Here is a 19,063-nt window from a genome sequence, read left to right on the forward strand (position 1 = left end):
AAACGGTCATTCGGTCTTGTCTCTTGAGCTTCTATGAGGGCGTGAAGCAAGCTCCTGTCGACGCGCCCCCAGCAGCCGGGCGCGTCAAGACGACCCCCGCGTCGTCCCACCGCAACGACATCCAGGGTCTGAGGGCCGTGGCTGTCCTCACCGTGCTGCTGTACCACACCGGTCTGGGCCCCGAGGGCGGCTTCATCGGTGTCGACGTGTTCTTCGTCCTGTCGGGCTTCCTGATCACCGGCCTGCTGGTGCGCGAGCACGACCGCAACGGCCGTATCTCACTGCCCCAGTTCTGGTCCCGGCGCGCCAAGCGGCTGCTGCCCGCCAGCTCTCTGGTGCTGGTGGTCACGCTGATCGTCACCCGGTTCTACCTGCCCGCGGGCCGGTGGGACAGCATCGGCTCCGACGCCATCGCCGCCAGTGCCTATGTGGTCAACTGGCGTCTGGCCGCCGAGTCGGTCGACTACCTGGCAGAAGGTGCCGCGGCGAGCCCGCTGCAGCACTACTGGTCGTTGTCGATCGAAGAGCAGTTCTACGTGGTCTGGCCGCTGCTCATGAGCCTCGTGCTCCTGGCGCGCACCCGCAAGGTCGCCATCGCGGTCATCGCCCTGGTCACGGCCGGCTCGTTCGCGCTGGCGCTGGCCACCTACGACGCGCAGACCTACTTCACCACCCAGACCCGGGTGTGGGAGCTCGCCGCCGGCGCGCTCGCCGCCGTGGTCATGGCCAGCTCCCGGCACCAGCGCTTCGCCGCCAACCCGCCGCGCTGGACCGGTCTGCTCAGCTGGGTCGGCCTGGCCGGCATCCTCGCGCTGCTGTTCGTGGTCAAGCCCGCCACCATGTGGCCCGGCCCGATGACCGGCCTGGTCGTCGTGTGCACGCTGCTGGTGCTCGGTTTCGGCGCCCACCCGAACAGCGCCGGGGCGGTGCTCTCGCTCAAGCCGATGACCTGGCTCGGCGACATCTCCTACTCGCTCTACCTCTGGCACTGGCCGCTGGTGATCTTCGCCGAGCGCGACGGGGTGCTGACCACGGCCGAGGGCTGGTACATCGTCGCGGCCGGCATCGCGCTCGCCACGGCCACGTACTTCCTGGTCGAGCAGCCCGCCCGCAAGGTCAGGTTCCTGGCCCCGGCCAAGTTCGGCATCGCCACCGGCCTGATCCTGGTGCTCGTCGGCGCGGGCACCGGTCACGCGCTCACCGTGGCCCGCTCGGTGAAAGACCCGGTGAACGCCCAGGGAGCCGCCGCCACGATCAAGCTGCAGAAGGTCGCCAGCGCGCTGGCCCCCCGCCCGGAGGAGGCCGGGGCCGACAACGGTGAGATCTACGACCGCGACTGCCCGGGCAACTACGCCGACTCGACGCCGAACCCGTGCGTGTTCGACTTCCGGGTCAACGGCGAGGGGCCGCGGGTGATCGCGGTGGGCGACTCGAAGATGGGCCAGTGGATCCCCGCGCTCATCCCGATCGCCAAGGAACACCACTGGCAGCTCACGTCGATCACCAAGGCGGGCTGCGCGTTCTCCGACATCCAGCGGTTCCAGTCGCCCGGCAACGTCTACACGTCGTGCGTGATGTGGAACCAGGCGGTGCTGCAAGAGGTGCAGAAGCAGCGCCCGAACCTGCTCGTCACCACCCAGCTCGAGAACTACGCCACGATCAGGAACGGCGTGGGTCTCAAGGGGGACGACAACCGCGCGGAGATGGTGCGCGGTCTCGACGTGCGGCTGCGCCAGATGAAGCGCGCGGGCATCCCGGTGGTCACGATCGCCGAGACCCCCCGCATGCTGCGCAACATGCCCGACTGCGTCAGCCTCAACCTGAAGAACCTGATGGAGTGCTCGCGCTCGCGGCCCTACGCGCTGCGCAACGCCGGCATCGTGAAGGCCGCGGCCGAGAAGACGCAGACCCCGGTCGTCGACCTGAACAACAAGCTCTGCGCCGACAAGCGCTGCCCGGCCGTCATGGGCAACATGCTCATGTACCGCGACGACCACCACCTCACCGCCACCTACGCCCGCACCCTGGCACCGTTCCTGCAGGAGCAGATGGCCCCGGCGCTCGAGGGCTACAAGATCCGTAAGTGGATGCTGGGTGACGTGGGCGCGATCGCCCCGACCCCGATGGCGGACGCGCCGGTCACCCCCCGCGCGCCCCGCCCCTCGAGCGGTGCGAACGGCACGGGCGAACGTGAGGACGCGTCGGGCACCGGATCCTCGAACGGCACCGGATCCTTGAACGGCACCGGTGCTGCGAACGGCTCGGGTGCTGCGAACGGCTCAGGCACTTCGAACGGCTCAGGTGCCGCGGTCGATGCCGAGGCGGCCACGGGTTCCCGGCCCCAGGTGACCGCCACTCCCTGAGGTCTCCGACGAACAGAGGCTGCCGCGTCCCCCCGGACGCGGCAGCCTCTGTCGTTCTGGTAGCGGCACCGTTCACGAACCCCGGCAGCTGTTCGCCGATGGACCGACCGCTTCCACCGATCTTGGCCGCTCTGCCCCCGCACCCGGCCCGTTCTCGGGCGTGAGCAAGGGCGCACGTCACCGGCCCGCGCTCCGGTGGCCAACCCGGGCGGACCGGTTCCAGCGCGGACGGGCTACGGCTTGCGGGCCACCCCGGCCCAGTACCAGGCCGACTTCGCGTCGGCATCGTCACCGGCGGGCCGGGGCCAGGCCTTCACCGGCACCAGACCGGACTCGACGAGTTCCCAGTCGCCCAGGAACGCGGCGACCTCGTCGTGCGAGCGCGGCACGAAGGTCATGCCCGAGGCGCGGGCGGCGCCGGCCACCTCGGCCACCACCGGCGGGTCGAAATCGGCCGTGGGGTGTGTGATCGCGATGTAGCTGCCGGAGGGCAGGGCGTCGCGCAGCTGCGCGACCGACTCGTGGATGCCCTCGGAATCGTCGATCAGCATCAGCACGGCGATGAGCATGAGCGCGACGGGACGGTCGAGGTCGAGCTGTTCCTTCAGGTCGGCACTGCCGAGGAACTGCTCGGGCTCGCGCACGTCGGCGTCGATGTAGGCGACCTGGCCGACCTCGTTGCTGATCATCAGCGCCCGGGCGTGGGCGAGCACGACCTGGTCGTTGTCGGCGTAGACCACGTGCGTGTCGGGCGCCACGGCCTGGGCGGTCTCGTGCAGGTTGGGACTGGTCGGGATGCCGGTGCCGATGTCGATGAACTGCCGCACCCCCTGATCGGCCAGGTAGTGCGTGACCCGCGTGACGAAATCGCGGTTGGCCCGGGCCATCTCGCGCATCGAGGGGATCTTCTGCAGAAAGAGCTCGGCCAGCTCACGGTCGGCGGCGTAGTTGTCCTTGCCGCCGAGCCAGTAGTCGTACATCCGCGCGGAGTTGGGCACGAGATGGTCGGGGTGCGGCGTGGTGAGGCGCTCGCTCCCGGCATCTGTCTCCGACCCGGCACTTGACTCGCTCACGGTTACCCTCCCGTTCCGCGCCAGGACGGGCACCCGGCGTCTTTGTCGCTTCCGTGCCGGTTCAGGGTATCGACCGCGACCGTCGGAGCAGCACCGTGAAAGCCCCTGAATCTGGACATGCGACGCCGTCTCACCTCGCGGATGATCTTCGGTATGCGGACACGGCTGTTCACCGCCCCGTGGTGGGTACACGCACTGATCTCAGCACTCTTCTTCGGCCTTGCCACCCCTGCCATCCAGAAGGTCATCACCCCCGAGCGAACCACGCTCGGCCTGGTGCTCTCCGGGGTGGTCACGGCCGTCCTGGCCGGCCTGATCTTCGGCCGGTTCATCGCCGACGCCAACCGCCGTGCCTTCGAGTCCGCCGGGCTCGACCAGCTCGACGCGTCCGAGCGCGACGAGGTGATCCGCGCCGCCTACGGCCGGGAGGTCCCGCGCGATCCCCGCCTGCGCCGGAAGGCGCACGACCTGGCCGTCCCGCAGATGGCCGACCTCGAGGGGCAGCGCGGGCAGAGCCTCGTCTTCATGGGGGGCGCGGCCCTGGTCTTCCTCACCCTCGCCGTCATCGATTCCCCGCGCTGGCTCATTCTTCTCGCCCTCCTCGCAGTCGGTCTCCCGGTGTTCTGCCTGCGCCGCGAACGGGCCGCCGACCGCGTCATGGCCCTGGCCGAGAACCCCGACGAAAAGGCCTCCCAAGGAGAGCCTCTCGACGACACTCCCACCGACCGGCACCGGCCCACGGCGTGAGAACCCGCCTCCTCACCCTCCCCTGGTGGGCCCTCGCCCTGGGCCTCGGCGCCTTCTCCACGATCGTCGTCGCCGTCGTGCTGCACTCCGCGGCCCCCGGCCGGGAAGCCGTGGCCGTCCCGGCCGGTGTTCTCCTCGGCCTGGTTCTCGGCCGTCTCGTCGCCGACACCAACCACGAGGCCGTCGCCGTGGCCGGGATCGTCAACGGCCACGACCTGGGCCGGGCCATCCACGCGAGCCGACGCGGCCCCGTCCCCACCGATCCGCGGGTGCGCCAGGCCGCGCTCCGACTGGCCGCCTGGCGTCTGAGCCGTTTCGAGTCGCAGCGCTCGGTTTCGCTGCTGGTGTCCGGCGTGGGCTTCCCGGTCTACGCGGTGCTGGCGATCATCTCGTCGCCGTGGTGGTGGGCGGCCGCGGCCCTGTTCGCCGTCAGCCTGCTCGAGACCTGGCTCCTGCCCGGCCGTCTGGCCCGGCGTGTCCACACCCTGGAGCACCCGGCGTGATCCCCGGCCTCGTCACCACGCCCCGCTGGATCCCCGCCGTCCTCGGCGGGATCGGCGCCGGGGGCCTGGTCTACGCGTTCCTGCCGGCGGTCGCCCCGGGCCCGGCCGCTCCACGAGTCCTGGTCGGCGTGGCCACCGGTGTGATCCTGGGACTGCTGGCCGGGTCGCTCACCGCCGAGGCCACCCGCCGGGCCGCCGCCGTCGCTGAGCTGGACACCCCGGACGAGCTGAAAAAGGCTCTGCGAGCAGCCCGTTCCGGCCCGGCCCCGGCCGACCCCCGCATCGGCGCCGCCGCCCATCGGCTGGTGACGTGGCAGAGGCACCGGGCCGAAGAAGACCGGGCCGCCGCCGGCTGGACCGTCGTGCCCGGCTTCGCGTTCAGCGTGGTGCTGGCCCTCCTGGCGACACCGTGGCTCCTGCTGTTCTCGGCCGGTTTCGTGGTGCTGCTCGTGCGGGCCCGGCGCCGCCCGGCCCAGCTGGCCCGACGGGCCGAAGCCCTGTCGCAGAGCAGGTCAGAACACCAGCAGCAGGATCGCGGCCAGCACCGCGGTCCCGATCAGGCTGACGGCCAGTGACCCGGAACATCCCAGCCACTGCGGCCTGCTGCTCCACCGCGCCGCTCCCGCCCGGTCAGACACCCGCGGGCCCGCAGCTCGACCCCGGCCCGGCCGATCCAGCCGGCCACCGGCGTCCCGCCACTCAGCCGCCCCCTCGCGAAGGTGAGCCGACAGCGGCGGCCGACCACCACGTCCACCATTGGTAGAACTGTCGCATGTCGGATCTGAACTCGTGGTGGCGCAGCACCGTCGGCCCCGAATGGCACACCCACACCTGGGCCACCTTCGCGGCGACCGCCCCCGACCCCCTCATCAAGAACGCCCTGGCCTGGGCGCAGCAACCTGCCCACGCCCTCTACGTGCGCTCGGCCTCGTTGCGGCAGGCCTTCGCGGTGGCGCTGGCGACCGCCCAGCAGGCCGCCGCCACCATCGCCGACGAGCGGGGCTACAGCCCGCACCTGCTCGCGATCGGCCGGCTCGACGAACTGTCGCTGCCCGAAGACCCTGACCCCGCCCTGACCGCGGCCAACCAGGCCAACCCGCGCCGCGAGGGCTGGACCGCGCTCGACACCCGCCGTCAGTACCTCGACGAGTACGCCAAGCCGCTCGAGCGCGCCGATCTCACCGTGCTGCGCCTGCCGCCGCAGGGTGACGCCGAGCGGGTTCTCGACCAGATAGCGGACGCGCGGCGCAACTACCTGAGGCCCACCATCCTTGCGGGGGTGGTGCTTCCGCACGAGTTCGCCGCGACCTACGGAGACGCCATCGCCACCCGTTTCGGATTCCCCGAAAGACCGTCACGACTCACCGTCCTCGACCTCGACCACGTCGAATAGCCGCACCGAGATCTCCCGCCCCGCCTCCCATATCGCCAGGATCCGGTGGCCGGCCACGTGCACCAGGTCCGAGTACGCCGCGCCGTTGCCCACCGCACCGACCCGGATGATCGTGTACGCGGGCCAGGTGCGGCCCACGTCGGGTGACACGTTGATCGCCAGGTTGTAGCGCCCGGTGAAGTCCTGGTGGTTGGTCGCGACCAGACGCCCGTCGGGCAGCACGAGGATGTCGTCCTGCACCGGCGTGGACGGCAGGCTGTAGTTGCGGGTGGCGGGCGTCCAGGTCAGGCCTTCGTCGGTGCTGGTGGCCCAGTACTTGAAGCCCGGCGGGTTGTTGTCGATGTTCCAGCGGATGTGCGCGACCAGGGTGCCGTCGGGCAGCTGGGCGGTCTGGATCTCGTTGGTGCGGTCGGTCTCGATCAGGCCTCCGATCCGCCAGGTCTCGCCGTGGTCGTCCGAATAGATCACGTGTGCCCGCCAGGTCGACAGCGCCGGATCGAAGTGGTTGCAGGGCACCAGAAGACGGCCACCGGCGAGCTGCTCGGCACCCCCCGGGCCGGTCGCGTACCAGCGCCATGCCGGATCCTTGACCGACGAGGTGATCTCGGCGACGGGAGCCCAGGTCACCCCGTGATCGTCCGAGAAGGTGCGGTAGACGCGGCGGGTGTCCTCGGACGTCCCCTCGTTGATCTCCTTCTCGGTGTCCGTGGCGCGGTTCCCGGTGAGCAGCAGGTGCAGCCGCCCGGTCGAGCGGTCGACGATCGGCACCGGGTTACCCAGGGTGTTCACGCCGTCGTCGGCCACGAAGAACTGCGGCCCCCAGCTGATCCCGCCGTCGGTGGAACGCCGGGCCACCGTGCCGATGTGGCCCGCGTCGGCATCGCCGTTCCAGCGGTGCTCGGCGAAGATGACCAGACTGTCGTCGTCACACCGCACCACGGCCGGAATGCGTGCGCGCCCGCCGGTATTCACCGAGATCACCGCGGTCTGCTCGTCACTCGCCGGCACCACGGCCGGAGGTGTCGACGGGATGTCGTACTGCTCGATCAGATACGTGCGGACGTCGTCGAGCTGTTGCGCGGTCGCCTCACCTTTGATCACGAGAACGGCGAAAAGGTCGACACCCGCGTTGATCCCGCCCAGGCGCAGCGGATCGGCGTTCGCCACGGTCCCCGCATACGTGTCGTCCACGCCGGAGAACCCGCGGGAGAAGTCGCCGTCGATCGCGGCCCGCAACTGGTCGCCGTCGAGCGCCAGCTCATACAGGTGCACCGCGCCGATGTTCGTGGCCGTGGTCTCCGCGTGCGTGCGCAGCGCCCGGTCGCGGCCCCGGTCACGCGCGAGGAACTTCGTGCCCATCGAGGCGTCGCCGAGCCGTTCCAGGTAGATCGCGTACGCGTCGCCCTTGCGCAGGAACTTGTTCAGGGGGTCGGTGGTGGCCATGCTGCGATTGCGCCCGACCAGCAGGATCCGGAAGTCACCGTCGTCCGGGTTCAGCGCGTCGTCGTGCGCGATGTCCAGAAAGCACAGCTCCACCGCGGCATTCGCACTGGTGAAGCGCACCGCGGGCCATTGCCTCAACGCACCTGCCACCCATGATGGACGCCTGTCCGCCCGGCTCTGTCTCGCGGCGAACCCACCGTCGCGGGTGTCGCACCACGCCTGCACGCGGCCGTCGTCCGCCCGTTCCACCCCCTGGTGCGAATACAGTTCCAGCGTCAGCAGGCGGCCGAGAATCGCCGATGGTTCGCTCTGATCGACCATCCGCCCGACGTTACCCATTCCCCGCCGAACGCACGAGGCATTCCCGTCGCCCCTTCGGTGAGTGGCTCCGGTGAGCGGCTTCAGTGAGCGGCTTCGGCGAGCGGCGTGGACCTCGAAGTGACCTGCGAGTACGTGCGAAGGTCGTCCCTGTCGTCAAAAGGTGGCGTGCGAAGCGCACTTCAGCACCCACGTGCTCAGGGGGATCATGTCTGCCTCATTCATCCACCGCCCCACGTTCATCCATCGACCGGGGGTCACGCGGCGCACCACGCTCGGACTCGGAGCGGCCGCCGGGCTGGTCGCCGCCACCGGACTGGGCGTGGAGGCGGCCCGGGCCGAGCCCCGCAGCAGCCGGGCCTGGGTGTTCACGCGCTCGACGTTCCACGCCGGCAACCGCACGATCCGCCTGCACCACCTGCGCGAGGGGCGCAACGACTTCTTCACGGCCGGTGCCGCCGAGGCCGAGCTGCTGAGGAGCCGCCTGACCTACGTCGCCGAGAGCTCGCTGTGGGTCTACTGCGTGACCGATCCGGCCGACGCTCCCCCGAACTCGAAACCGTTGCAGCGTCTGTGGAACGCCTCGGTGAATCGCCACCTGTTCACGATCGACGAGGCGGTGGCCCTCGACGCCCGCCGGCACGGATGGGAGCCGCAGGCCCAGTACCCCACGCCCTACCTGCTTTCCGAGAAGCCGAAGTCCACGTCCGCACCCGTTCAGCGACTGCGCCTGAGGGAGCCCCGATGACCGTCACCCGCCGCACCCTGCTGGGCCTCCTGGCCGCCCCGTCGCCGTCCGGCCCGCACTTCTACACCACGAACCCGACCGAGAAGCGCGCCCGGCTGGCGGCCGGATACGTCGACGAGACCGACGCGTCCTCCAGCATTTTCGTCTTCACCCGGCCCCTGCTGCACGTGGGCTTCGCCACCGTGCCCCTGTTCCGGCTCTACCACCCCACCACGCACGCCCAGCTCTTCGCGACGAGTGCCCCCGAGGCGGCCAGGGCCGTGCGCGACCTGGGCTTCCGCGACGAGACCCGCCTGGACTCACCGTTCGTGCTGCCGGTTCCCGCCGGCCGCCCCGCCCCGCCCGGCGCCGTGCCCCTGCTCGTCGCACGGCACCCGGGTTCCGGGGATCACCTCTACACCACGAGCCCGAGCGAAATGACGCACGCGACGGCGCACCTCGGCTACGAGCCGGTCGAGTCGGGCATCCGCCCGCACGTGCTGAGCGGCTGGGCCATGGCGGAGGGCCTGATCGCAGTGCGGCTGCACCGCCTGCGCGGCCCGATCGTCTCAGCCTGACCTGAGCCGTCGCCCGCCGGGCGGGCGGGATCGGCCGGCGGCGGGGCTCGCGAGCGCGGAGGTGGACGGCAGGGGTCCGCCTCCGCGCCCGGCGGCTACGGCACGGCGATCTCGACCGCCGCCATCTGCCACTTGCCCTTCTCCGGCACCGTCGCGCCCATCGTCACCGGACCGGTCTTGGTGGTGGGATCGGTCAGGCGCTGCACCCAGAACGTCTCCTTGTTCGAGTCGTCGAGGAACTCGTGCACCATCGACTGCCCCGGGTCGACCACGTGGGCGACCGGGCGCTTGGCATCGTGACCGACCGCCCAGATCTGCGAGCCGGCCTTCTTCGCCGTCAGCGCCACCTGAGGCCGCTTGTCGTTGCCGTCCGCCTTACCGGTCGACACCGCTGCCGACGCGGCGCCCTCGAAGGCCACCACCGTGATCGAGCCGCTCATCCGGCGGTCGTCGATCATCGCCGTCACCACGTCGCTGAACGGCTTGTCGGTCCAGGCCTGCCAGATGTCCGCCGCCCCCGACGAGACCGACGAGTTCACCGCCCGCTTCCAGGTCAGACCACCACCGCTGACGCTGGTCTGCTCCTTCTCGTTCTCCTTGCGCTGGTTGGCCGCGACGAAGGCCACCAGCAGGCGCCTGTCGCCCGTGGTGGTGACCTTCGGCGAGGTGAGGCCCTTGCTGGGCTTCGGGAAGTCGGCCGACACCACGACGTCGACCTTCAGCCCGGCACTCGGCCTCGCCGCCACCGTGATCTTCAGTGGCCCGCTCGTCACGTTGCCCTTGTCGTTGACCGCCTTCACCGTGAACGTGAAGTCGCCCGCCCGGGTGGGGGTTCCGGCGATCTCACCGGAGGACGCGAGGGTCAGTCCGTCGGGCAGCGCACCGGACGCGACGGCGAACGTCGGTGCCGGGTCTCCGGTCGCGGTGACGGTGAACGAGTAGGGCGTGCCCAGATCGGCCGCCGGCGGCGCACCGGAGGTGATGACCGGCTTGCCCGCCTCCGGGTCGGCCATCGTGATCGTGAACGAGTCCGACTCGACCGATCCGGCGCTGTTCGTCGCCTTCACCGTGAAGCTGAACTTTCCGGCCTGCGTGGGGTTTCCGGTCAGCGAACCGTCGGACTTCAGGGTCAGTCCCTTCGGCAGCTCGCCCTGGCCGAGCGTGAACTCCGGCGCCGGCGAACCGCTCGCCGTGAAGGCGAAGCTGAACGGCTTGCCCAGCTCCGCCGAGGCCGGCGGGGCCGCCGAGGTGATCACCGGCGCGGTCGACGTTGCGTAGGTGACCGTGCCCGCGGCCGGGTCACCGGTCACCGGCGTCACCGGGAGCTCGACCTCGGAGATGTCCGCCGCGCTGAAGCCCTTCGCGAACGACACCACGTACGTCGCCGGGTCGTGCCCGAGGAAGCGGTACTCCCCCCGGGCGTCGGTGAACCCGACGTCGACGATCTCGCCGTCGTGCTTCAGCTGAACCAGCGCCCCCGGCACCGGGTTCCCGGACTTGTCCTTGACCACGGCCGTCACCACCGCGCCGGGCTTCAGCTCGAGCGTGACCGTCTGGTCGCCGTTCAGTTCGAGCGCCTGCTCCACCGGGTCGGTGCTGAGCGACCCGGCCGTGAGCCGGTAACCGCCGGCCGGGGCGCTGAGCTGGATCATCCCGTTCTCGTCGGCCGAGCCCGAGACGACCGCGACCCTCTCGTCGTCGAGAAGGGCGGCCACCGCGTCCTTCACCGGCTTGCCCGCCGGGTCGAGCAGCGTGACGCGGACCTTCGGGGCCACCGCCGCGCTGATGTCACCGATCGCGGTCGGCCCGGCCACCGCGAACGTCCGCGCCGTTTCGGCGGACGTCCCCCCGATCCAGGTCCCGCTGGTCGCCGGGTCGGACGACCAGGCGTAGACCCGGTAGTCACCGTCCGGAAGGTTCGCGACGGTGAACGTCCCGTCGTCCGCGACCTGCGCACCCCGGGTCACCCCGGCACCGACGACGGTGACCTGCCCGTCGTCGGGCTGGGTGGTGCCGGACCGCACGAGGCGACCGGTGATCGTCCCCGCGGCCGACGCACTCACCCGGGCCGCCTTGGCCGCCTTGGCCGCGTCGGCCGCCTTGGCCGCATTGGCCGCATTGGCCGCCGGAACGCTCGGCTGCACCAGGGCATCGAGGAAGTCGGCGAGCGGGTAGCCCGGCATCTCGGTCGGCAGGTTGTGGTGGTTCAGCGCGGCGCTGTGCCGGTTGATGCCCGTACCCCCGGTGTCGATCGTCCACTGCCGCCGGTGGGCCGACTCGTCCTCGATCGTCGCTCCCGTGAGCAGGCAACCGTCCTTGGTGTTCGTGGTGGTGGCCACCTTCACCCCGGCGGCCTGCGCCTCGCGGATGACGTCGCGGGCCCAGGTCGGGCCGCTGGCCCGGGCCAGGGTGCTCACCCTCTGGATGATCCGGCCGGTGCGCTGGTCGAGCCGCAACGCGACCGTGGCGGCGTCACCGACCCATCGGCGCCAGTCGTCTTCCTTGAACCCGCACTGCCCGATGCTGATCGTGTCGACGATGACCTCCGGCTTCACCGCTCCGTCGACGGTGACCACATTCGCGATGATCTTGCTGTTCCGCCTGCGCAGCGCCTCCTCGAGGATGCCGAGCGACTCGTAGCCCCCGAGCGAGTGCCCGACCAGCGTGTACCGCAGGTCGGTGCCGTAACGCTCCTGCCAGCAACTGCGGTACCGGGCCAGGGCGTCGAAGAAGTCGGCGCCCTTCGCGTTGCTCTTGATCAGGACGTTGCCCAGCTCCTCGATGGTCTCCTCGCTGGTGAACTTACGGGGCACGAACGTCACTCCGCCCGCGCCGTAGCAGTCGACGTCCGCTCCGTTGTAGGAGAACTCGAGCAGCGTCCGGTTCGGCGCGCTGCGCGACGCACCGGCCACGAACCCTCGGGCGGTGAAGTAGTCGAGCAGGTTGCCCGGCACGTCCCGCACGTTCGTCCCGCCGTCGCGGCCATCGCACCCGTTGGTGGCCATCGAGCCCAGCCAGCCGTCCGCCCGGGCACGGTCGGGGCACACGACCGGTTGCGAGACGCTCGCCTCACCGGGTTCGAGACTGGTCGTGAGCCCGCTCGCCAGCACCACCACGTCCTTCACCGCGCACCCGGTGGTCAGCACCTCCTCGGTGGCCGCGGGTGCGTCACCCGAGATGCCGACCGCACTGGCGCTCAGCCGCAGCTTCTCGCCGCGGTGGATCACCACGTCCTGGGCCTGCGTCTCGAACTGGGTGGGCCCGTCGTCGAGGGTCTTCTCGGTCGCCGCCGGATGGCTGAACCGGTAGGAACGAAGCCCGAACTCGTCGCTGTACCGATAGGTGACCCGGACGTTCCGGGACTCCTCCCCGTCCGCCAGACACACCGTCCCCGATCCCCCGCGGGTGTCGAAACTGATCGACGCGACCGGCTCCCGCGCGTCCTCCAGGGGGGTCACCGAACGCAACGGGTGCAGCATGATCGTGCGCCCGTCCACCACCGTGCTGATGGCGAAATACACCGCCTCATGGGGGACGAGGTCACGCACGATCGCGCGCAGGTGGCCGTCCTTGGTGGGAACCACGGTGGTGTCCACCTGAACCGGTTCGGTGCCGAATTCCTGGTTGCGCTTCGGCGTCATGAAGACCTTGTACCCGGTGGCCTGGTAGGACGCGGGGAGCGGCTCCCAGGTCAGGCCCGCCTTGGCCTTCAGCGGGGTGACCGTGAAGTCGTAGTCACCGCCGTAGTGGTGATTCACCGGGTGGGTCTTGATCTCGATCGGGAAGTAGCTGTTGCCACCGGTTTTCACCACGAACGACTTCTCCAGGTCGACCACCCCGGAGACCTCCGGCACCAGGATGTACTCGTGCTCGACGGTGGCGCCGGCCTTGAGTTCGGCGACGGAGAAGGTGCGTTCCTGCAGGGGCTGGAAGATGTAGTTGCCGTCCGGGTTGGGCAGCAGCTCGACGGACGCGTTGTAGATCGGCACGTCGGCCACGTTCGTCAGCCGCACGGTGGCGTAGTAGGGCTGGTCGACGTGGGCGGTCTCGTCCACCTCGAAGTCCATCTTCAGCGCGCTGCCGCCCCAGACCTTCAGCGGCTTCGACAGTTCCGCGTGCATGGTGAGCGGTTCACCGATGGGCTCGAGCACGCCCGCGTAGTCGGCGCTGAGCGTGTACTCGCCCTCCTTGTCACCACGCACGATCCAGGTCGCGGCCTGGCTGGCGCCACCCGCGACGCGCGGCACCGAGACGGTCGTGCTCTGGGCCGGGGTGAGCGGCGCGAGCGCCAGGCCCTCGGGCAGCGTGAGCGTGGCCGTGCCCTGGTCGAGGTTGAAGGGGTCGGGCGCCAGGTTGGTGACGAGCATCTGGACCTGGAAGAACTCCTTCAGCCACTTGGCCTTTCCGGGAACGATGAGCCAGAGGATCTCGGGCTTGTCGTCGACCAGGTGCACCGCCATGGTGACGGTGCTGCCGGCGTACTCGAACGTCGCCGTGCCGCCTCCCCCGCCGCAGGACGCCTCGACCGATCCGTCGGTGGCCGCCGGGCACGCCGGGAACGACGTGCCGTTGGTGATGCCGGTCAGCGGAAGCGGTTCCGGCGCGGGCTGACCCGGCAGCGGGTCGAGCGCGATGTGCACCTCGAACTCGTACACGTTCTGGTTCACCGGGTCGTCCGGGTCGATACCGGCCTCGATGATCTCCTCGCGCGTCAGCGGTTCGGAGGTCAGCTCGGACGTGGCCACCCGCCCGGCGGTCACGGTTAGCGTGAGCTCACCGCTGCCGTCCTTCACCGTCGCCTGGCCCGAGGCCGGCACGTAGCCCTGTTTCCAGGCGTAGACGGTGTACTCGCCGTCGGGCAGCTGCAGCACGCCCTCGCCGGTGGCGGCGGTGACGGCGCTGAACCGCTTGCCGTCGGCCGCCTGCACCTGCACGTTCGCGGAGCCCAGCGGCGACGAGCCGTCGGTCACCGTGATCTTGAGCCCGGGCTCCCTGGGCACCGGCGTCACCGTCACGGTGACCTCGTCGGTCTTCAGCTCACCGTTCATCTGCACGGTGAGCTTGGCCGTGTAGGTGCCGGGTTCGGTGTAGGTGTGCTCGACGCGGGCGCCCTCGCCCGTCGTCCCGTCGCCGAACGCCCAGCGGTAGGCCTCGATCCCGGCCGAGGGGGTGGACGCGGAACCGTCGAACTGCACGGCCGTGTTCACCACCGCGGACTGATCGTCACCGGCCCTGGCCCCCAGAGGAGCGTCCGGGGCGACCCGCACGATGGCCGTGCGGGCGTCCGACGCCTTGCCGTCACTCACCACGAGACGCGTGATGTACGTGCCCGGCCGGGCGTAGGTGTGGGCCACCTCGGTCCGGGGCAGCCGGCCGGCCTCCCTGGCCGTGCCGTCGCCGAAGTCGAGCGTGTAGCTGAGCTCGTTGTTCTCGGCATCGGTACCGCCGATCTCGGCCTGCACCTTGAGCGGGGCGACGCCGGTCACCGGGTCGACCCGCAGCTGCGCGGTCGGCGGGGTGTTGCTGCCGGCGCCGGTGACCGTGGCCCGGAACGACGAGGACGTGCTTCCGGACGCGTTGCGCACCGACACCGAGCCGACGAAGACACCCGTGCGGTTGTAGGTGTGGGTCGGTGAGAACTGCGTGTACGGCGGGGCGATCTCGCCCGTGCCGGTCGTGCCGTCACCCCAGTTCACCGTGTAGTTGAGCGTGCCGCCGCGGGGGTCGGACGCGTTGATGTCGAGCGTGGCGGCCAGCGGCGCCGGGCCGGTGAGGCCGTGCGGGGTCACCGACAACGCGATGGCGTTGTTGTCGACGGTGACGTTGGTGTCGGGGGCGTACCAGATGTGATTGCTGTTGCCGAACGGGTCCTGCCAGTACAGGTACGTGCGCAGTACCGTCTCCCCCTGCGGCAGGGATCCGGTCGGGATGGTCGTCTTCCAGGTACCCGCCGCGGACACGGCCGGCACGTCGAAGCATCCGTAGTTGTTCAGGCAGAAGTACACCCGCTGGATCGCCACGTTCTCGCGCGGCTTGAACTCGAAGGTGCTCAGCCCCGAGAGCGTGCTGCCCTCACCGGGCCGCAGCACCGTGCCGAACGGGCCGCGGTCGACGCCGACGCGGTTGGTGGCCTCGGCCGTGCGGGAGCCGTTCTCGGCCCGGATCCGCACGGTGTAGGCCCCGGCCGGTACGTCCTCTCCGTCCTCGTCCTTGCCGTCCCAGGCCGGGGAGTACTGGTAGTAGCCGCAGTTCGAGGTACCGGTCGCGTCGTCCTGCCGGTCGAGGCGCCGCACCACGCCGGCCTCGTTCTCGATCGTCACCTGCACGGACGCGTTCTCCGACAGGCAGAAGCGCGGGGTGTACGTGTCTTCGTAGCCGTCACCGTCCGGGGTGAAGTAGGTGTCTCCGTCGAGGCTGCGCACCTCCAGGTCGTTCGCGATCGTGACCGGGACGGTGATCCACGACTGCTGGCTCTGCCCGAACTCGTCCACCCAGTCGACGTACGCCTGGAAGCGGTTGGCGCCGGCGTTGCACAACCGGCTGCTCGCCGTTCCTTCGAAAAGGCCGTCCGCAGAGGCGCTGTAGTCCGTCGAGAGCCAGGCGTAGTTCTCGCACCGCACGTAGACCCCGCGGACGTCGACGCCCTCGGCCGGCCGGAACTGCCAGGCGATGTCACCGTTCACCGTGTCGTCGGCCTTCGGCGTCACGAACGCACCGCGCGGCGAGGTGATCAGAGCGATCTGGGCCGACTCCTCGGTCTTGTCTCCGCGCTGCCCGGTAGCCTCGATGTGGAAGGTGTAGCGGCCGTCGGGCTGCAGCTCCCCTTCCCCGTCGCGGCCGTCCCACTCGACTCCGTAGCTGTAGTAGGAGCATCCACCCGAGCGGGCGATCCCTTCCTCGAGAGTGCGGACGACCCGGCCCGCCGCGTCACGGACCGTCGAGGTGACGGTCGCGTCGGCGTTCAGGCAGTAGGACGTGTACCAGCGGTCGCCGGGCCCGTCGTCGTCCGGGGTGAAGGCGTGATCGCGCTGGCGCAGGTTGATGGTGGGGGCGTTGGTCAGGGTGACCCGGTTCGACGTCGTCCAGTAGTGCACGTTGTTGAATCCGTCGCTCCACTCGACGTAGGCGATCACCGGCACCTCGCCGGCCCCGCACGGCACCGAGTCGAACTCGCCCCGGTAGGTGCCGTCAGCGTCCGGGGTCGTCTGCTGGCTGCTGTAGGGATTGCGGGGGCAGCCGACGTAGACGCGCTGGATCGCGACGTTCTCGGCCGGTTTGAAGACCCAGGCCACGTTGCCGGAGATCTCGGCGCCCTCGGCGGGCGTGACCAGCTGCCCGCGGGTCCCGACCTCGACACCGATGCGCCGGGTCGCCTCGCCGGTGCGTCCCTCGGCGTCGGTCGCGGTGACGGTGGCCGTGTAGACACCGTTCGCGACGACGTCACCGGCTTCGTTCTTGCCGTCCCACTCGAAAGCGGTGGCGTAGTAGTAGCACCCGACGACCCCGTTCACCTCCGCGTAGGTGAGCCGCCGTACCTCCCGGCCCGACGCGTCCTCGATCGAGACGACGACGGAGGACTTCTTGGTGAGGCAGTAGTAGACGGTGCTGCTGTCGTCGATGGAGTCGCCGTCGGGGCTGAAGTAGCGCTCGCCGCTCTGGATCGACACCGTGGGTGCGTTCGAGACGGTCACCGGGACGGTGGGCGAGCGCCACCAGTGCCCGTAGCCGAAGTCGTCCTGCCAGTACACGTCCAGGTAGAGACCGTTGGCACCGGAGTTGCAGCGGTTGGAGTCGAACGTGCCGTTGTGGGTACCGCTCACACTGTCGACCCGGGCCAGCAGGCTCGGCTGGCAGTAGAGATACAGGCTCTGCACCGCAACGTCGTCGCCGGGCTCGAACCGCCAGGCCACCGCGTCCCCGCCGATGGTGCTCTCCGGCTCGGGGCGCTCCAGGGCACCGATCTGCCCGGTGAAGACGCCCACCGTGCGGAACGCTTCAGCGGTCTCACCCTCACCGTTGGTGGCGGTGACCCGGATGCGGTACTCGCCGTCGGCCACGACGCGTCCGTCGTCGGTGGTGCCGTCCCAGGAGACGACCTGGCTGTACCACCAGCAGGGTGACGACCCACTGCGGGCGATGCCGGAGTCGATGGTGCGGACCACCCTGCTCTGACTGTCGAGCACCTCGACGTCCACGAGGGCGGACTCGGTGAGGCAGTAGAGCGTGTCCATCCGGTCTTCCTGCCCGTCACCGTCCGGGGTGAAGTAGGCCGAGCCGGAGTTCATCGTGACCGCGAAACCCTCGGCTGCCGAGGCGTATCCGTAGACGCCGAGCACCGAGGCGAACATCAGGAACAGCGCCGCCCACCAGGTGCGGGCCCGCAGCAGGAGCTGCGGCACCCACACTCCCGCCCCCCGCGTCCCGGGCACCCGCAGGCCCGGCACCCGCTGCCGGATCTGACCGAAAACGTAGGACAGCAGGGAGGATTCGCTCGCGTGCCGATGCGCCCGGCGCCGTCGACGGCGAGAGGTGTGCCGGGCCTTCGCCAACACGGCGACGGTCAGCACGAAGGCGAGGAGCGACGTCTCGATCACGATGGTCCTTTGAGGAGTGGCGGGGTACTGCACCGACCATGGCCACAAGCGGGCTCACAGTAACCTCAAAGATCCCGGCGGCATCAGTTGTTCAGACCGGGCCGTACGGTTGAGAACTAGGCGGTAGGAACTGGGTTCGTTTTCACCCGGGCGATCGGAAGCGTCGCCGGTAGGCAAGCGGTGAGGGCCGCCAGCGCCAGAAATCCCCGAACCCAGCCTTGTGCCTGCACCACGTGGCCGATCAGGGGAGCCGAAATCGCGATACCCAGGGCGCTGGCCGAGTTCATCCAGGTCATGGCCTGAGTGATGATGGTGGACGAGGTGGTCTCGTGGAGCAGGACCGCGGCGGGGATGAGAACGAGGGCCACACAACCGCCGACGATGGCGTATCCGACGAGCATGAGCCCGAGGTTCGGAACACCGCTCAGCAGAGCTGTTCCCACGGTGATGACGAGACCGGCGGCCGTCATGACGACCCCGGCCAGGGCCGGGTTCCGGTGGGCCAGCGCGAAGGCCGAGATCACCAGGCCGATGCCGCCGAAGAAGAAGCCCATCGTCACGTTCACGGCCACAAGCACGACAAAGGGCTTGATGACGAGCGGACTGCGGCTTTTCGGGCCGGGACGCCGTGCGCTCGAGGGTGGTTCACTGGATCGGGCGGTCAGCAGACCGGTCATCCCGACGGTCACCAGGATCATGGCCAGGAGCAGACCGCCCCGGGACGAGGCGCTGTCCATGGCGGTCGACGAGGCGAGCCACCTGTGGCCCGAGAGCGGCATCGGCGGCGGTGAAGACGCCGGAGGCTGTGCCCGCGAGGCTCCAGGAGCCCGAGTCAATCAGTCAGGTGCGGCCCGGCCGGGTAGGTCGCCAGCACCGAGGGCACACCTTCGGTCAGCATGGTGCGCCGCACCTTGCCGAGCAGCCTGGACATGGCGAAGCCACCGACGCCGCTGAACCCGGTGTGCTTCCAGGTGAAACGAGTTCCGCCACTGATGCTTTCCAGAGTGTAGGTGACATCCGTGACGCGCTCGTCCGCCTCGTCGCCCTTCCAGGTGTAGCGCAGGGAGTGGGGTGCCTCCACGGAGAGCACCTCGCAGTACACGACGCCGGCCCAGCCGATCGTGGGCTTGCCGATGAAACGGAAGCGGGTGCCCGGCTCGGTCGCGAAGCCTTCCGGACGTCCGCCCTTGCCCGTGGTGGTCCACCGTGCGACGTAGGCCGGGTCGGTCAGGACCTCCCAGACGACCTCGATCGGGTACGGGTACTCGCGGACGACCTCGTACTCACTCACGACGACTCCTCATCACCAGCCTGGCCTACCGCG

12 protein-coding genes are annotated in these 19,063 nt (G+C 70.0%); 7 read left to right on the forward strand and 5 right to left on the reverse strand.

Annotated features, from left to right (window positions below; genetic code table 11):
• The first annotated feature begins 41 nt into the window (after positions 1-41).
• Positions 42-2,363, forward strand: coding sequence for an acyltransferase family protein (locus J2S57_RS03685; protein WP_307238287.1), 2,322 nt, complete (start codon positions 42-44; stop codon positions 2,361-2,363).
• A 233-nt stretch (positions 2,364-2,596) separates the two neighbouring features.
• Here the strand turns inward: J2S57_RS03685 and J2S57_RS03690 are convergent, their stop codons facing one another.
• A complete protein-coding gene (locus J2S57_RS03690) occupies positions 2,597-3,361 on the reverse strand; it encodes an SAM-dependent methyltransferase (RefSeq protein ID WP_370882561.1) in 765 nt (254 codons plus the stop codon).
• Between the two features lie 228 nt (positions 3,362-3,589).
• Between J2S57_RS03690 and J2S57_RS03695 the strand changes: the two genes are divergently transcribed.
• From J2S57_RS03695 to J2S57_RS03710, 4 genes are all read left to right on the forward strand, one after another.
• Complete coding sequence (locus J2S57_RS03695) at positions 3,590-4,183, forward strand: hypothetical protein (protein ID WP_307238292.1); 594 nt, start codon at positions 3,590-3,592, stop codon at positions 4,181-4,183.
• A complete protein-coding gene (locus J2S57_RS03700) occupies positions 4,180-4,686 on the forward strand; it encodes a hypothetical protein (protein WP_307238294.1) in 507 nt (168 codons plus the stop codon). The genes J2S57_RS03695 and J2S57_RS03700 overlap by 4 nt, the downstream gene beginning before the upstream one ends.
• Complete coding sequence (locus J2S57_RS03705) at positions 4,683-5,261, forward strand: hypothetical protein (RefSeq protein WP_307238297.1); 579 nt, start codon at positions 4,683-4,685, stop codon at positions 5,259-5,261. The genes J2S57_RS03700 and J2S57_RS03705 overlap by 4 nt, the downstream gene beginning before the upstream one ends.
• A 197-nt stretch (positions 5,262-5,458) precedes the next feature.
• Complete coding sequence (locus J2S57_RS03710; RefSeq protein ID WP_307238299.1) at positions 5,459-6,079, forward strand: hypothetical protein; 621 nt, start codon at positions 5,459-5,461, stop codon at positions 6,077-6,079.
• On the opposite strand, the gene J2S57_RS03715 is transcribed toward J2S57_RS03710, so the two are convergent.
• Entirely contained in the window at positions 6,041-7,843 is a 1,803-nt protein-coding gene (locus J2S57_RS03715; RefSeq protein WP_307238301.1) for a sialidase family protein, read from the reverse strand. The genes J2S57_RS03710 and J2S57_RS03715 overlap by 39 nt on opposite strands.
• Positions 7,844-8,048: 205 nt before the next feature.
• Here J2S57_RS03715 and J2S57_RS03720 point away from each other — a divergent pair, with 205 nt between their 5' ends.
• Both J2S57_RS03720 and J2S57_RS03725 read left to right on the forward strand, forming a co-directional pair.
• Complete coding sequence (locus tag J2S57_RS03720; RefSeq protein WP_307238303.1) at positions 8,049-8,588, forward strand: hypothetical protein; 540 nt, start codon at positions 8,049-8,051, stop codon at positions 8,586-8,588.
• Entirely contained in the window at positions 8,585-9,145 is a 561-nt protein-coding gene (locus J2S57_RS03725; RefSeq protein ID WP_307238304.1) for a hypothetical protein, read from the forward strand. The genes J2S57_RS03720 and J2S57_RS03725 overlap by 4 nt, the downstream gene beginning before the upstream one ends.
• A 95-nt stretch (positions 9,146-9,240) precedes the next feature.
• Here J2S57_RS03725 and J2S57_RS03730 read toward each other — a convergent pair whose 3' ends face one another.
• The 3 genes from J2S57_RS03730 to J2S57_RS03740 form a co-directional block, all read right to left on the reverse strand.
• Positions 9,241-17,739, reverse strand: coding sequence for a PKD domain-containing protein (locus J2S57_RS03730; RefSeq protein WP_307238307.1), 8,499 nt, complete (start codon positions 17,737-17,739; stop codon positions 9,241-9,243).
• Between the two features lie 116 nt (positions 17,740-17,855).
• Complete coding sequence (locus J2S57_RS03735; protein WP_307238309.1) at positions 17,856-18,476, reverse strand: MFS transporter; 621 nt, start codon at positions 18,474-18,476, stop codon at positions 17,856-17,858.
• Positions 18,477-18,571: 95 nt separating this feature from the next.
• Positions 18,572-19,030, reverse strand: coding sequence for an SRPBCC family protein (locus tag J2S57_RS03740; RefSeq protein ID WP_307238311.1), 459 nt, complete (start codon positions 19,028-19,030; stop codon positions 18,572-18,574).
• Between the last annotated feature and the right edge of the window lie 33 nt (positions 19,031-19,063).

The sequence above is a fragment of the Kineosporia succinea genome, assembly GCF_030811555.1.
Classification (GTDB): domain Bacteria; phylum Actinomycetota; class Actinomycetes; order Actinomycetales; family Kineosporiaceae; genus Kineosporia; species Kineosporia succinea.